Source organism: Cecembia sp. (assembly GCF_007126775.1).
In the GTDB taxonomy this organism is placed as follows: Bacteria; Bacteroidota; Bacteroidia; order Cytophagales; family Cyclobacteriaceae; genus Cecembia.
In genome coordinates, this window is the sequence record NZ_SLAP01000237.1 from 1 (window position 1) to 15,146 (window position 15,146).

Consider the following 15,146-nt stretch of genomic DNA (forward strand, 5'->3'; position numbering starts at 1 on the left):
CTCATCGAGGTATTGCATGTAATCCACGCTGGCAAAATCGAACGCATTGAGGGTAGTTTTCAGAATATTCGGTTCAATCTCTTTGGTTTCAAGTCTCTTTAGTTTTTCCAGTACTTTCTTCATAGCTTTTTATTTGATGGTTTTATTTTGTTTCCTTTTGTTACTTTTTCCGATTTTCGGGACAGGTTGTGGTTCAAAATAAGCCACAAGGTTCAAGGTTCCAAAATTCGTTTGTTAATAAAGTAGGATTATGACAGATGAATCAGCCTCCATACATTTTATTATTCAGCATCTGCCAATAAAGGAAGATGATTGTAATTCACAATATTTACTAATTATTCAATACAACAAAAAAAGCACCTGATACGATCAAGTGCTTTTTAACATCAAACGAACTCTAAAATAATCTTTAGCTACCGCACATTTCACATCCTTCAGGGTCATCTAACGAGCATGCAATCGCATCTTGTTTTTTCGCTGTAGAAGCTTCTTCTGCCAAGGCTGCTGCGTCGTTCTCTGCTTTTATGGCGGATTTATCTACTGTAAATTGAATGGCACTGGCTGCAGCCTGAGACCTTAAGTAATACATTCCGGTTTTTAGGCCTTTTTTCCAAGCATAAAAGTGCATGGAAGTCAATTTTCCAAAATTGGGGTCCTGTAAAAAGACGTTCAAACTTTGAGATTGACAGATATAGGCGCCTCTATCTGCTGACATATCAATGATTGTCCTTTGGGAAATCTCCCATACTGTTTTGTAAATATCTTTGATATTTTGTGGGATAGAAGGGAAAGCCTGAATAGAACCATTCGCCGCAATCAGTCTGTTCTTCATGGAATCGTTCCAGAGACCCAAATTGATCAAATCTCTCATCAAATGCTTATTGACCACAATAAATTCACCGGAAAGTGTTCTTCTGGTATATATATTGGAAGTGTATGGCTCAAAACATTCATTATTACCTAATATCTGTGATGTTGATGCCGTTGGCATTGGAGCAACCAGAAGTGAATTCCTTAGGCCATATTTTTTTACTTTTTCTTTTAACTCATTCCAAGCCCATCTTCCAGATTTTGGAGTTACGCCCCACATATCAAATTGTAGTATTCCTTTTGAGGCTGGTGAACCTTCGTAAGTTTCATAAGTCCCTTGAACTTTCGCCAACTCCATTGAAGTTTCTACCGCAGCATAATAAATGGTTTCGAAAATATCTTCATTCAGTCCTTTTGCTTCATCTGATTCAAAAGGCATTCTCAAAAGGATAAAGGCATCAGCAAGGCCCTGTATACCAAGCCCGATGGGTCTATGTCTAAAGTTGGATCTTCTTGCCTCCTCTACAGGATAATAGTTGACATCAATTACTTTATTAAGATTTTTAGTTGCTACTTTTGTTACTTCATAAAGTCTTTGGTGGTCAAAATACTTTTTACCATCCTTGCCTGCCACAATGAATTTTGGCAAAGCAATAGAAGCCAAGTTACAGACCGCAACTTCATCAGGTGCAGTGTATTCTATGATTTCCGTACAGAGGTTAGAAGATTTGATAGTTCCTAAATTCTGCTGATTTGATTTTTTGTTAGCAGAATCTTTATACAGCATATATGGTGTGCCTGTTTCTATTTGGGATTCTAGAATTTCAAACCAAAGATCCTGTGCCTTAATGACCTCACGGGCTTTTCCTTCTCTTTCGTATTTTTCATACAATTTTTCAAATTCCTCTCCGTGACAGTCAGCAAGTCCGGGAGCTTCATTGGGACAGAAGAGTGACCAATCATCGTTTTGTTCTACCCGCTTCATAAACAGATCTGGGATCCACATCGCATAAAACAAATCTCGGGCTCTCATTTCCTCTTTCCCATGATTTCTCTTCAATTCAAGGAAATCCTTTACATCTGCGTGCCATGGTTCCAGATAAATAGCAAAACTTCCTTTTCTTTTGCCACCGCCCTGATCTACATAGCGGGCAGTCATGTCAAAATTTCTTAACATCGGCACTATTCCGTTAGATACACCATTCGTACCTCTTATATAGCTGCCCTTTGCCCTGACATTGTGGATAGAAAGTCCTATACCCCCCGCCGATTGGGATATCTTGGCACACTGCTTTAAAGTATCGTAAATGCCATCAATACTATCATCTTTCATGGTCAGCAAAAAGCATGAGGAGAGCTGTGGTTTAGGTGTTCCCGCATTGAACAGGGTGGGGGTAGCATGGGTAAACCATTTTTGGGATAAAAGATGGTAAGTCTCTATAGCCGCTTCAATATCTTCCTTATGTATTCCAACAGCTACTCTCATCAACATGTGTTGGGGTCTTTCTACAACCTTTCCATCCAACTTGATCAGGTAACTTCTTTCCAAGGTTTTAAAACCAAAGAAATCATAGTCGAAATCTCTTTGATAATCAATCACTTCATCCAATTTTGCTGCATACTTCTTTACTATCCCATATACATCAGGAGCAATCAAAGCTGCATTATCACCCGTGTTGGGATTGATGTAAGTGTAAAGCCTTTTCATTGTATTGGAAAAAGACTGACTGGTAGTTTTATGCAGGTTGGAAATAGCAATCCTTGCAGCAAGGATGGCATAATCCGGATGCTTTACAGTCAAAGACGCGCAAACCTCTGCAGCGAGGTTATCGAGTTCGGTAGTAGTCACGCCATCGTAAAGGCCATCGATTACTTTTTTGGCCACCTCTATTGGATGGATATATCTTGCATCCAATCCATTGCAAAGATTTTCTATTCTTGTAGTGATTTTATCGAATCTTACAGATTCTCTGCGTCCGTCTCTTTTTATTACTAACATGTCTCGTGATAATATGGGTTGGTGGTAAGTATTAATTAGAAATCCTCTTCAATGGAGAATTTGGGAGAATCCACTATTTCTTTTGACTTCATTACGCCTGCCTTCTGGTAATCTCCAACTCTTTTCTCAAAGAAATTGGTTTTACCCTGAAGAGATATCATATCCATGAAATCGAAAGGATTGGTACTGTTCCATACCTTGTCGCAGCCTAACTCAACTAAAAGCCGGTCTGCCACGAATTCAATATATTGACACATCAAGTCTGAATTCATACCGATTAACTTTACAGGTAAGGCATCGGTTACAAACTCTTTCTCAATTTCAACTGCATCCTTGATGATCATGGTCACAGTTTCTTTCGGAAGTTGGTTGTTAACATGCTTAGTGTAAAGGTGACAGGCAAAATCGCAGTGAAGACCCTCATCTCTAGATATCAATTCGTTGGAGAATGATAGACCTGGCATCAGTCCTCTTTTCTTCAACCAGAAAATAGAACAAAATGAACCTGAAAAGAAAATTCCTTCTACAGCTGCAAAAGCAATCAGTCTTTCCTGAAAACTTCCGTTATCAATCCAACGCAAAGCCCAATCTGCCTTTTTCTTCACACAGTCGATATGCTCTATGGCATTTAGCAGTTTGTCCCTTTCTACATTGTCTTTAATATAAGTGTCTATCAAAAGGCTGTAAGTCTCAGAATGGATGTTTTCCATAGCAATTTGGAACCCATAGAAGAACTTAGCTTCGGTATATTGCACCTCAGCAACAAAATGCTCTGCTAAATTCTCATTCACTATACCATCACTCGCTGCGAAAAAGGCGAGTACATGAGAGATGAAATGCCGCTCTCCATCATTAAGATTTTTCCAATCTTTCAAATCTTGGCTCAAATCAATCTCTTCCGCAGTCCAAAAACTGGCTTCTGCTTTTTTGTAATATTGCCAGATATCATCGTGCTGGATTGGAAAAAGAACAAATCTGTTTTTGTTTTCTTGTAAAATCGGTTCTATCTGCTGCATTGCAATGTAAGTTTTTAAGTTGGTTAAACGATTTCGTTAGGCCTCACTCTTCTGGTATAGACTGGTATAAATAGGTTATTGTTAAATAGCCCATCAACAAATATGACTAACAAAAATTAAAAATAAAACCCCTTAATTCCCTAAAATACCAGTATTTTGAATTAAAGTCAAATCATTATAAAATATTTAAAATCAATTTATTATGTATTTTTAATTAAACAATAGATTTAATTATTATGGAACATACTCCCCACATAAAACTTTTTTGAAGAATTTAAAAAAAAATAAAAGCCATGGAAAAGGCCTATTTTTTGAATTATAGTCAATAAATAATTCTATCGGATCGTGTTCCAAATAAAATTTCATTTCTCTACCAATATGTGATTTTTACAATTATAAAATTCTGATTTACTCATTTGAATCAGGAAAATTATTCAATCTACTCGGATTTATAGGGCTCAAAATATGCACAGGTCTTTTTTTCTATTTTTAATTTTTCTATATTTGCAGTCCAATTTCCTAAAGCAATAAATCATATTTATGTACGCAATTGTAAACATCGCAGGAAAGCAGTTCAAAGTAACAAAAGATCAGCAAGTCTATGCACCAAAACTGCAAGGCGAAGCTGGCGCTTCCGTGGAATTTGATCAGGTATTGTTAGCAGAAGATAACGGTACAGTATCAATAGGCGCACCTTTAGTAGCAGGCGCCAAGGTATCAGGAAAAATTCTTGATCATGTAAAGGGTGACAAAGTCATTGTATTCAAAAAGAAAAGAAGAAAAGGATACAAAAAGAAAAATGGTCACAGACAAGATTTTACAAAAATTTTGATTGAAAATATCTCACTATAAGGTTTCTCAGGAAACCATAAATCTATTATAATTATGGCTCACAAGAAAGGTGTCGGTAGTTCCAAAAACGGTAGAGAATCCCATAGCAAACGCCTTGGGGTAAAAAAATTTGGTGGAGAAGCTGTTATCGCTGGTAATATTCTCGTTAGACAAAGAGGTACAAAACACCATCCAGGTACTAATGTTGGTGTAGGTAAGGATCATACACTGTTTGCATTAACAGATGGTAAGGTAGAATTTAAAAAGAAATTTGATGGAAAATCTTATGTAAGCATTATCCCTGCTGAAGCATAATTTTCTCCAAGCATTTTAAGAAGGCTCTTTGTAAAACAAAGAGCCTTTTTTTATTCAATATACAGTGGGAGGAAGTTTTCTCACTTTTTTGTTTTCACTTGATTTCTTGATTTTTTTCCAGAATAAAGTTTTTTTAAGAAGAAAATTTAACCAATGATCATTTTTTATAAGATTTTCAAAGCCATATCTATTAAATTCCCAAACAGTAATCTAACCTTTATAATATGAACAAAACATTACGATTCTTATGTGTCTTTGCCGTGCTCTTCATATCCTATGGATGGGAAGGAGTGCAAGCACAGACTTTTGATGAAAAGCTTTATGATGCAGTGGAATGGAGATTGGTAGGTCCTCACCGCGGAGGGAGATCTGCTGCTGTTTCGGGAGTTATCGGTGAACGCAATACCTTTTACTTCGGGGCCACTGGCGGTGGTGTCTGGAAAACCACTGATGGCGGTATTACCTGGGCCAATATTTCTGATGGTTTTTTTGGTGGTTCCATAGGAGCAGTAACTGTAGCTCCATCCGATCCTAATATAATTTACGTAGGTGGCGGTGAAAAAACCGTCAGAGGAAATGTTTCTTATGGTTATGGTTTTTGGAAAAGTACCGATGCAGGTAAAACTTGGGACCATCTGGGAATGGAAGAAACCCGTTTTATCTCTAGAATAAGGGTGCATCCCAACAATCCTGATGTTGTCTATGCAGCAGTTTTGGGTGATATTTTCAAACCTACCAATATGCGGGGAGTATACAAATCCACGGATGGAGGTAAAACATGGGACAGAAAGCTTTTTGTAAATGAACAATCCGGTGCCGTTGATCTCATATTAGATCCTAACAACCCTGAAATAGTGTATGCCAGTACCTGGCAACTGAAGAGAACACCATATAGTTTGGAAAGTGGTGGTCCAGGCTCAAAGATGTTTAAAAGCACCGATGGTGGAGACAACTGGACAGAGATTTCAAGGAACCCGGGCTTACCTGAAGGAACTCTTGGAATAATGGGCATTACTGTATCCCCGTTGAACTCAAACAGACTTTGGGCTATCGTTGAGAATTTGGATGGCGGAGTTTTCCGCTCAGATGATGCAGGTGCCACTTGGGCAAAAACCAACGACGACAGGAATTTAAGACAAAGAGCTTGGTACTATACGCGAATTTATGCAGATACGCAGGATGAAAATACGGTCTATGTCATGAATGTAAATTACCATAAATCTACTGATGGCGGAGAGACTTTCAAAGGTGCTGCTGCGCCGCATGGAGATCATCATGACCTGTGGATTGATCCCTCTGATAATCAGCGAATGATCATAGCGGACGATGGGGGTGCTCAGGTGTCCTTTGATGGAGGGGCTTCTTGGTCTACCTATATGAACCAGCCCACAGCGCAATTTTATAGGGTTACTACAGATGATCATTTTCCTTACAGGATTTATGGGGCCCAGCAGGATAATTCTACTATGCGTATTGCCCATAGAAACGATGGTTATGGTATCACTGAAAATGACTGGCAGGTAAGTGCGGGTTCAGAATCCGGTTGGCTGGCCGTCGACCCAACGGATAATGATATAGTTTATGGTGGAAATTACGGTGGTCTGCTACAGTACCTTAATCATAAAACAGGAGCAAGAAGAAACGTAAATGTTTATCCTGACAACCCTATGGGTCATGGTGCTGAAGGTATGAAGTACCGGTTCCAATGGAATTTTCCAATTTTCTTTTCTCCACATGACCCAAAGGTACTTTATACTACCTCCAATCAATTTCACCGCTCTATTAATGGTGGACAAAGCTGGGAAACATTCAGTCCGGACTTGACCAGAAACGCCAAAGAAAAATTGGGTCCTTCTGGAGGCCCCATCACCAAAGACAATACATCTGTGGAATATTATTCCACTATTTTTGCAGCGGCTGAATCACCACTGAAGAAAGGCGTCATTTGGGCGGGATCTGATGATGGTTTGGTCCATGTTTCCAAGGACAATGGAGAGACTTGGGAAAATGTGACACCACAAGATTTACCGGAATGGACACAAATCAACAGCATGGAGGGCCATCCATTTGAAGAGGGAGGTCTGTATTTTGCGGCCACAGCCTATAAAAATGGAGACTTTGCTCCATATCTGTTCAAAACTATTGATTATGGTAAAACCTGGACGAAAATTGTGAATGGCATAGATGCCCAACATTTTACAAGGGTAGTACGGGCTGATCCTACCAAAAGAGGGATACTTTATGCTGGAACCGAAACCGGGATGTATATATCCTTTAATGATGGTTCTGAATGGAGCGCATTTCAACTTAACCTTCCAATTGTACCCATAACAGACTTGACCATTAAGGATAATAATTTGATAGCTGCAACCCAGGGACGCAGTTTTTGGATTATTGATGACCTGACGGTCTTGCATCAACTTTCTGGAGAGGTGGCAAGTAAGCCTTTTTATCTTTTCCAACCACAGGATTCCTACACCATGGATGGGGTCAGAAGGGAATCTAAAACTGCAGGCACCAATCGACCTGGCGGAGTTCTGGTTTATTATCAACTGAATCAGGATCCTAAAGAAGAAGTTAGGTTGGAATTTTATGACAACAAGAGGAACCTGATCAGGGAGTTTTCATCAAAAGGAATAGCGGGTGATACGCTCAAATACAAAGTGGGATCCAATGAATTTAACTGGAACCTCAGAATTCCGGATGCCAAAGGTTTTGAAGGCATGATCATGTGGTCAGGACCATTAAGAGGGCCAAAAGTGGTGCCAGGGGACTATACTGTGTTATTGGTAGTGGACGGACAAGTACAGGAGCAAGGATTTAAAATATTAGCAGACCCAAGGTATCCATCCACTCAGCAAGATCGACAGGCTCAATTTGATTTCTTGTTGAAAGTAAGGGATAAACTCACAGAAACACATGAAACCATCATATTGATCAGGAAGTACAGAGATGAGCTGAATGCATTGGTAGAGAAAAACCCAAGACAAAAGAGACGCATTGACCCTATTATCAAGACCATTTCAGATATTGAGAAGGAATTGTATCAGACACAGAACAGAAGTGGGCAGGATCCTCTGAATTACCCTATTAGATTAAACAACAAACTAGCGCACCTTAATGTCATAGCAGGAACTGGGGAATGGAAACCTACTGACGGTGCAGAGGAAGTCCGTGCTGAAATTACCAGGCAGATTGATGTTCAGTTGACAAAGTTTAGAGAAATTGAAAAGAGTAGCATTGCGAATGTTTTAAATGTGGAAGAATTGAAAGCATCTCTGGAATTGAAATAGCTGGATAAAATCCAAATGTGTTTTGGACAGTACCTACATTGAATAAAAAAGCCCTTCAATTTGAAGGGCTTTTTTATTCAATGGATTCCTTAAATTGGATATCTAAAAATGGCAGCCATCTGCGTTTCCTCTGGCATATCCTCCACTTCTGTCAGGTATACTTTCCCCTTAGAAGCAATCACTTTAGCAGCTACTTCATCAATCAAACAATGCATCCCATTATCTTGTTTTTCTAAAATTTTCACCTCATGATTCTCTCTATCGTAATTGCCAAATAAATGTTGATGTCTTTCATTTACAAGAAGTGTTTCTATGGCTCCCGTAAAACCAGCTTTAATTATCTTTATATAGTCATTGGAACTTGCCTGACCTTTTGATTTAAAAGTATGGAAATTTTCTTTTCTTTTTATGCGCTCTTCTGTAAAAAAGGGTGCTATCAATTCCCAGGATTTTTGGTGAAGGTCCATCATATGGTTTTCAGTAAAAGCCCCGCTTACATGTTGGTTGTAGATGTGGTTGTAATTGCTAGCTTCTTTGAAAATAGGAATTAAATAATCAACACCTGCCAAAACCAGGGGAAGTGGATTGCTGTTCAGTAAAGGCTCCAACATGTTGGTCATGCGGTGGAAGTAATTTAGAATAGTGACTTTTTTAACTTCATCTGAACCACCATCATGCCCATGGAACATAGCCCCTGCATTACCTATCCCTCCCTGCCCGTGCAGTTGATCTTGATTTTCATCCAGTGCTTCTTCGGTGGTGAAAGAAACAGCTACTTTTTCGGGATCAATAAGTATTTCCTGCACAACATTCCTAGTAGCCTCATAAAGTCTTATTTGGTCCAAGTTCAACAAAAGAATGTAGTAGTGACCATCATCTGTAATTTCAGGAATCATAGGTAGAAGCATGGGTTTTAAACCTATGAAATAATTGGGGGCATCTATTTCCCATGGCAATTTGAATGTTTCTATCTTTCCATCATTAAGGAAAACAGCCAGCATATCAGAGTTGTGCTGCCAAAATGAGAAATCTGCGAGCAAAGTTTTTGCTGGCTCCAAAACCCGACTGATTTCTTGAGGGCTATGTGAGTCCTCCTCGATCAGTTTTTTTTCTATTTCGGATAGGGTGTTTTTGAAAGTCAAAATATCTTTTTGATAGGCATCAGTGCTTCTCCTCGTTGTAGGAGTATATATTGAAATAAACAAATCCGCTTCTTTTTGACTCAATGCTATGAATCCTTCTCGATTAAAAATCTTCATTTGTTTTATTTTTAGTTGAAACATTTATTTTTGTCGTACCTAAAGGATAGGTACCTTTATATTGTACGTAAAAAACGGGCAAAAGTCGAAGAAATAACCCATTAATAAAGAATCATGAATTACACAGAGAATTACAGAGGCATTAAAATTGATGTTCAAGCACCACAGGTTGATGTTCCGGTAGGATTACAGGAACAAATCAGGAAATCAATTGATAAATTATTGAGATTTACCCCGGTAATTAATGCAGTTGATATTTATTTGAATGTTTCAGGCCAAGGTAAAACCGCTGAAAGGAATTTGGGTATGCGTGTGGGAATTCCAGGTCCTGATGTTTTTTCGGAAGAAAAAGCTAAAGACAGATGGAATACCATGCTGAGAAGCGTAGTTGATAAAAATATCAGACAGTTACAAAAGTTTAAATAAAAATTATTTGGATTGATAGCTGAATTTATTTCTAGTTCAGGTAATTGATACTTTTTGATATTGGATATTTATGGATATTTGACTGCTTCAGTTGTTTAATATCTATTTATATCCAATATCAATTTATATTCACAAAAAGAAGATATGAAAATGTATAAGCAGAATTGTTCAAAAAATCTTCTTTAAACTGGAAATAGTCAAAAAGGCCTAAAGCTTTTTATTTGATCAAGAAACTGTAAGCCACTCTGAGGGGAAATGAGCAGTACAATTATAATTCCAAACAGTGCACCATATAAGTGTGCATCATGATTAATGCCATCACCGCCCCTTCTGGCCTGTACAATAGTGTAAATTAAAAAAAGCAGGCCTAAAACGAATCCAGGCAGACACAATAAGCCAAACAGGCAGATGTCCGATAAGGGCATAATCATGATGCTGGCAAAAACTGCCGCTGCAACACCGCCAGAAGCACCTAAAGCCCTGTACTGATAATTTTCTTTGTGTTTGAAATAAGTGGGTAAATCAGAAACTATGATTGCGCCAATATAAAATAAAACAAATGCGAATAGCCCGAAAGATTTACCTAGACGATACATCAAGAACATTTCTACTACCCTACCAAAAAAATAAAAGGTGAACATATTGAAGAGCAGATGCATCTGGTCCTTATGCATAAGTCCTGACAACACAAATCTGTCCCATTGCTTGTACTTTTTGATCATAAAAGGGGTAAACATCCACCGATCGATCATACTGGGTTTTTTCCAAGCCTGATAAGATGTCAATACGGTAATGCCTATCAATACGATTGTAGCTGATAATTCCATAACTTTGTTTACCTTTCTCTGTCGACCAAGTCCTGGGTGATTTTCAATAAGACCGCAAAAGCCTCCTCCTTTGGAGCGTTTAGGGAAGCAAATTGTGCGAACCCTTTCTCAAAATATTCCTGCATTTTTCTTTCCGTGATTGATTTGATGCCAATCTGGTCATAAATTGCTGTTACTGCTCGGACTTTTTCATCTTTATTGAACTCCTTTACAGCTATCCAGTTTTCCAATTCCTCCTTTTGCGGACCAGTAGCAAGGGCTTTTGCTTTTAGCAATAAAAAAGTTTTCTTATTGGAAATGATGTCTCCACCAACTTGCTTGCCAAATTTCTCTTTGTCAGCATACACATCCAAGAGATCATCTTTTAACTGGAAACCGATACCGATATTCACCCCAAATTCATACAATTTCCTGGCATCATCTGTGGGAGCCCCGGCTAGAATTGCGCCAAATTCAAGTGCAAATCCCAAGAGAACGGCTGTTTTTTGACGGATCATATCGATGTAAGCTTCCTCACTTACCGTACCCATCTTCTCAAAATTCATATCATGCTGCTGACCTTCACAGACTTCAGCTGCTGTCTGGTTGAAGAGCCTGAGACAAATTGGTAAAAGGTTCGGATCTACATCCAATAACATATCATATGCCCTGACCAGCATCACATCTCCTGAAAGAATAGCCGTATTGGCATTCCATTTTTCATGTACAGTAGCTTTTCCTCTTCTCAGAGGCGCATTATCCATAATGTCATCATGCATTAAGGTGAAATTATGAAATACCTCAACAGCCATGGCTGGAGTCAATATTTCCTGATAATCATCCTTATATAGTGAATAGGAGAGAAGAGTTAAAAGTGGGCGGATTCTTTTCCCTCCCAAGCTCATAATATAGGATATGGGTTCATAAAGTTCATTAGGGGAGGTACCGTATGAAAAACCTTGAATATGGTTTTCTAAATCCTGTAAAATCTTACCTATGTCGTTTCTGTTTTGGCTCATTATCTGCAAATTCCAAGTCTATGGTTCTTCTGTCAATATCTGTAGCAACTACTTTTACCATCACTTTGTCTCCCAAAGTGATCATTTTTTTATTTCTGCTGCCGATCAAACGCATGTTTTTTTCATCAAAATCGTAATAATCATCATTCATTTCAGACACCTTGACCATACCCTCACATTTGGTTTCAGTAATTTCTACATATACTCCCCATTCCGTCACACCGGTGATGATTCCCTCATAATCCTTTTCTTCTGCCAAGGTCATATATTCTACCTGTTTGTATTTGATTGAAGCCCTTTCTGAATCTGCTGCTCTTTTTTCTCTTTCAGAGGAGTGCAGACATTTATCTTCCCATGCCTCCGAATCAGGGGTTTTCCCCCCATCCAAATAATGTTGCAATAGGCGATGTACCATCATATCAGGATACCTTCTGATAGGAGATGTAAAATGGGTATAGTGTTTAAAAGCCAAACCAAAGTGTCCCTTAGGCTCAGTGGTGTATTTGGCCTTAGCCATACTTCTGATGGCCAATTGTTCCAAGACATTCTGTTCGGGCTTACCTACAATATCATCCATCAATTGGTTTAAAGCTTTGGATATCTTCGCTCCTTCAGAGATTTTGATGTCGTGTCCAAATTTTTTGGCAAAATTAGAGAAGGTTTCCAGTTTCTCAATATTGGGATGATCATGGATTCTATATACAAAAGTATCTTTGCCTTTGTTTTTGTTGAATATAAATTCTGCCACCGTCCGATTGGCCAAAAGCATAAATTCCTCGATCAATTTGTGAATATCCTTACGCTCTTTGATGATTAGTCCCAAAGGGGTTCCTTTTTCATCCAATTTGAATTTGACTTCAACCGTTTCAAAATTGATGGCTCCCTTTTCAAATCTTCTTTTGCGGAGCCTTTTCGCCAACTCATTGAGGAGTGTAAGTTCTTGGTAAAAATCGCCTTCTTGTTTGTCTATATTCTCCTGAGCTTCTTCATAAGCAAATCTTCTGTCAGAATGGGTTACCGTTCTTCCTATCCAATGCTTGATGATATCTGCATTTTCATCCATCTCAAAAACACAGGAAAAAGTCAATTTATCTTCATTTGGTCTTAAAGAACACAAGCCATTGCTCAATCTTTCAGGCAGCATGGGAATTGTCCTGTCGACCAAATAGACCGAAGTGGCCCGATCAAAAGCTTCTTGCTCCAGCTTTGTTTTGGGCTTGACATAGTGGGTCACATCAGCGATATGCACACCAATTTCATAATTACCATTGTCCAATTTTCTGTAAGAAATCGCATCGTCAAAATCCTTTGCATCTGCAGGATCTATGGTGAAAGTTGGTACCTCCCGCATATCCCTTCGGTTTTTTATTTCAGCGCTTGGGATTTCATCAGGAATGGCATTGGCTTCCTCTTCCACTTCTTTGGGATACTCAAAGGGCAGTCCAAACTCTGCCATAATGGAGTGTATTTCTACCTCATGTTCACCAGCTTTACCCAATACCCTGATTATTTTTCCGGTAGGGTTCTTATCATCCTCTCTCCAATCGGTAAGTTTTACTACTACTTTTTGATTGTGCTCAGCGTCTTTTAAGTCCCCTTTATGCACAAATATGTCATGGTGCATTTTTTTGAAGTCAGGCACCACAAAAGCAAATCTTGGAGAAATCTCTACTCTCCCGACAAATTCATCCCTATTCCTCTGAATAATTTCAAGGACTTTCCCTTCCAATCTTCCTGTACTTCCTTTGACAGGATAAACCATTACACGTACTTTGTCTCCGTCGAGTGCATGCTTTAGATCCGCTTCCTTGACCAATATGTCTTCTTCCATTTCATATTTGGCTTCCGGACGTATATAAGCAAATCGGGGATTGACGAAGTCAACTTCCCCTTCAATAAATTCTGGTTCTTTGACTGATGAAAAATAATTCCTTGGGTTCTTGGATACTGAACCTGCCGCAGCCAATTTATGGAGCGCCGGTTCAACGGCACCTTTGGTAAGGGAATCCCTTATTTCAAGCTTTTTGATGACCTGCTTGGCATTGAATTCTTTGCCATAGTTGTTGTCCAAAAAATTAAGGACTTTTTTTGCCAACTGGGAGGCATCCATCACTTTTCCGCCTTTCTTCTTACCCTGTTGATTGTTTGATTTTCTTCCCATAAAAGGTTTATTTCCAATTGTTTAATTTCAGGTCCTTGATCTGTCGGAAATGGGCCTGGTTATTTGTTATTAATTCCATATCTGAATGTATGGCTATTCCTGCGATTAGTAAATCAGCAGTTCCTATTGTAATTCCTTGTTTTCTCAAATCAGCATAAACAGAAGCCGAAATTTTTATCGATTCTTTGCTCATTCTGATCAATTTATTTTCTTCTACAAAGATGTCAAAAATAATTTTCTTGTTTAGAGATCCTCTGAATTCAAGACCCTTGAGAAATTCAAAATAGGAAATATCAGAAATTGAAAACACATCAAATTCTGAAAGACACTTTTTTGTTTTAATTAGGGTTTCAGTATCTTTTTTGAAAAAGTTTATTAGGGTATCAGTATCTAAAAGGGCCTCTTTCAAGTTTCTTCAATGTTACGGTCCCCTTTAAGCCTATTTTTGGGCAAATCCACAGTAAGTTCTCTGATTAAATCTGCATCTTCAACATTATCAAGAAATCCCGCAAAAGATAAAATCCTTTCAATTTTTGATTTCCTTGAATCCAAATCATCTATGATTTCATCAAGTTCTATCAATTCTTCCTCTGATAAGCTTTCAAGCTTACCTAGAATCCGCTCTTTGATATTTTCAATTGATTTCGTTTTCATCAGGTTTTTCTTTCTATAAAGTTACTAAAATCATTTTGGTTTTGGTGAAATTTTTTAACTTAGACTTTAATTAAAGAATGGGTAATTTTTAACCTTTAGAAAGATGAATTCAAAAACTTTGATCCTGTTGTTTTTCCTGTCCTTTGCTCTGCAACATGTTGGTTTTACCCAAAATTTTCAGGGAATCTACCAGACCACCGATCCGGAAAATCCTTTGGTTTTAAGTGTCTCCGAGCAGGGGGAGTTGCTTATGGGTAAACTTTTCCAATCTGATTTAAGTTCCAAGGAATTCGTGGCCAGGAAAGCAAAAAGCGGTTTTGCAGGTGTATTCGAGGTAGAAGGAGAGTCTGAAGAGGTTCATGGAATTCTTGACAAGAAACTCCTGACTTTGACTTTAAAAGCAGAGAATAGGTCAGTGGAAATGGAAAGGGTTTCCAAAGATTTGAATTACGATTTTTCAAAGGTTTTTGGAGAAGCAACAAATGCTTTAAGAGACAAAATCACTGGAGTTTGGATCCTTAAAGAACAGTATAAAACAGAAAATGGTGAGAAAGTAA

13 protein-coding genes are annotated in these 15,146 nt (G+C 38.4%); 5 read left to right on the forward strand and 8 right to left on the reverse strand.

Going from position 1 to position 15,146, the window contains the following annotated elements:
* Positions 1 to 409: 409 nt before the first annotated feature.
* Both QZT73_RS15670 and QZT73_RS15675 read right to left on the reverse strand, forming a co-directional pair.
* A complete protein-coding gene (locus QZT73_RS15670) occupies positions 410 to 2,809 on the reverse strand; it encodes a ribonucleoside-diphosphate reductase subunit alpha (protein ID WP_291789154.1) in 2,400 nt (799 codons plus the stop codon).
* A gap of 35 nt (positions 2,810 to 2,844) precedes the next feature.
* Positions 2,845 to 3,825: a ribonucleoside-diphosphate reductase small subunit gene (locus QZT73_RS15675; RefSeq protein ID WP_291785599.1), complete on the reverse strand. Its 981-nt coding sequence runs from the start codon at positions 3,823 to 3,825 to the stop codon at positions 2,845 to 2,847.
* Between the two features lie 540 nt (positions 3,826 to 4,365).
* Here QZT73_RS15675 and rplU point away from each other — a divergent pair.
* From rplU to QZT73_RS15690, 3 genes are all read left to right on the forward strand, one after another.
* A complete protein-coding gene (rplU, locus tag QZT73_RS15680) occupies positions 4,366 to 4,677 on the forward strand; it encodes a 50S ribosomal protein L21 (RefSeq protein ID WP_291777594.1) in 312 nt (103 codons plus the stop codon).
* 33 nt (positions 4,678 to 4,710) lie between these two features.
* Positions 4,711 to 4,971 carry a 50S ribosomal protein L27 gene (rpmA, locus tag QZT73_RS15685; RefSeq protein ID WP_291777596.1) on the forward strand — a complete coding sequence of 87 codons (261 nt, stop codon included), beginning with the start codon at positions 4,711 to 4,713 and terminating at the stop codon, positions 4,969 to 4,971.
* 224 nt (positions 4,972 to 5,195) lie between these two features.
* Entirely contained in the window at positions 5,196 to 8,264 is a 3,069-nt protein-coding gene (locus tag QZT73_RS15690; protein WP_291777598.1) for a glycosyl hydrolase, read from the forward strand.
* An 89-nt stretch (positions 8,265 to 8,353) separates the two neighbouring features.
* Here the strand turns inward: QZT73_RS15690 and QZT73_RS15695 are convergent, their stop codons facing one another.
* Positions 8,354 to 9,523, reverse strand: a complete 1,170-nt coding sequence (locus tag QZT73_RS15695; RefSeq protein WP_291789156.1) for a hypothetical protein — start codon at positions 9,521 to 9,523, stop codon at positions 8,354 to 8,356.
* Between the two features lie 114 nt (positions 9,524 to 9,637).
* Between QZT73_RS15695 and QZT73_RS15700 the strand changes: the two genes are divergently transcribed.
* Positions 9,638 to 9,949: an HPF/RaiA family ribosome-associated protein gene (locus tag QZT73_RS15700; protein ID WP_291777602.1), complete on the forward strand. Its 312-nt coding sequence runs from the start codon at positions 9,638 to 9,640 to the stop codon at positions 9,947 to 9,949.
* A gap of 197 nt (positions 9,950 to 10,146) precedes the next feature.
* Here QZT73_RS15700 and QZT73_RS15705 read toward each other — a convergent pair whose 3' ends face one another.
* From QZT73_RS15705 to QZT73_RS15725, 5 genes are read right to left on the reverse strand one after another with little or no spacing between them, the layout of a single operon-like run.
* Positions 10,147 to 10,776 (reverse strand): rhomboid family intramembrane serine protease, encoded by a 630-nt coding sequence (locus QZT73_RS15705; protein ID WP_291789159.1) that lies wholly within the window; start codon positions 10,774 to 10,776, stop codon positions 10,147 to 10,149.
* A gap of 8 nt (positions 10,777 to 10,784) precedes the next feature.
* The gene (locus tag QZT73_RS15710; protein WP_291777606.1) at positions 10,785 to 11,774 is read right to left on the reverse strand and encodes a polyprenyl synthetase family protein; all 990 of its coding nucleotides are present in this window, start codon (positions 11,772 to 11,774) and stop codon (positions 10,785 to 10,787) included.
* Complete coding sequence (rnr, locus tag QZT73_RS15715; RefSeq protein WP_291789161.1) at positions 11,746 to 13,935, reverse strand: ribonuclease R; 2,190 nt, start codon at positions 13,933 to 13,935, stop codon at positions 11,746 to 11,748. Before rnr ends, QZT73_RS15710 begins: the two co-directional genes overlap by 29 nt.
* A gap of 7 nt (positions 13,936 to 13,942) precedes the next feature.
* A complete protein-coding gene (locus QZT73_RS15720) occupies positions 13,943 to 14,344 on the reverse strand; it encodes a PIN domain-containing protein (protein ID WP_291777610.1) in 402 nt (133 codons plus the stop codon).
* A complete protein-coding gene (locus QZT73_RS15725; protein WP_291777611.1) occupies positions 14,341 to 14,589 on the reverse strand; it encodes a hypothetical protein in 249 nt (82 codons plus the stop codon). The genes QZT73_RS15720 and QZT73_RS15725 overlap by 4 nt, the downstream gene beginning before the upstream one ends.
* A 103-nt stretch (positions 14,590 to 14,692) precedes the next feature.
* Between QZT73_RS15725 and QZT73_RS15730 the strand changes: the two genes are divergently transcribed.
* On the forward strand, positions 14,693 to 15,146 hold a 454-nt coding region (locus QZT73_RS15730; RefSeq protein WP_291789164.1), incomplete at its 3' end, for a hypothetical protein.

What these genes read in the sequence shown, in the direction of transcription:
- QZT73_RS15670 (WP_291789154.1), bottom strand. Translation starts at nt 2,809, where the DNA reads ATGTTAGTAATAAAAAGAGACGGACGCAGAGAATCTGTAAGATTCGAT.
- QZT73_RS15675 (WP_291785599.1), bottom strand. Translation starts at nt 3,825, where the DNA reads ATGCAGCAGATAGAACCGATTTTACAAGAAAACAAAAACAGATTTGTT.
- rplU (WP_291777594.1), top strand. Translation starts at nt 4,366, where the DNA reads ATGTACGCAATTGTAAACATCGCAGGAAAGCAGTTCAAAGTAACAAAA.
- rpmA (WP_291777596.1), top strand. Translation starts at nt 4,711, where the DNA reads ATGGCTCACAAGAAAGGTGTCGGTAGTTCCAAAAACGGTAGAGAATCC.
- QZT73_RS15690 (WP_291777598.1), top strand. Translation starts at nt 5,196, where the DNA reads ATGAACAAAACATTACGATTCTTATGTGTCTTTGCCGTGCTCTTCATA.
- QZT73_RS15695 (WP_291789156.1), bottom strand. Translation starts at nt 9,523, where the DNA reads ATGAAGATTTTTAATCGAGAAGGATTCATAGCATTGAGTCAAAAAGAA.
- QZT73_RS15700 (WP_291777602.1), top strand. Translation starts at nt 9,638, where the DNA reads ATGAATTACACAGAGAATTACAGAGGCATTAAAATTGATGTTCAAGCA.
- QZT73_RS15705 (WP_291789159.1), bottom strand. Translation starts at nt 10,776, where the DNA reads ATGGAATTATCAGCTACAATCGTATTGATAGGCATTACCGTATTGACA.
- QZT73_RS15710 (WP_291777606.1), bottom strand. Translation starts at nt 11,774, where the DNA reads ATGAGCCAAAACAGAAACGACATAGGTAAGATTTTACAGGATTTAGAA.
- rnr (WP_291789161.1), bottom strand. Translation starts at nt 13,935, where the DNA reads ATGGGAAGAAAATCAAACAATCAACAGGGTAAGAAGAAAGGCGGAAAA.
- QZT73_RS15725 (WP_291777611.1), bottom strand. Translation starts at nt 14,589, where the DNA reads ATGAAAACGAAATCAATTGAAAATATCAAAGAGCGGATTCTAGGTAAG.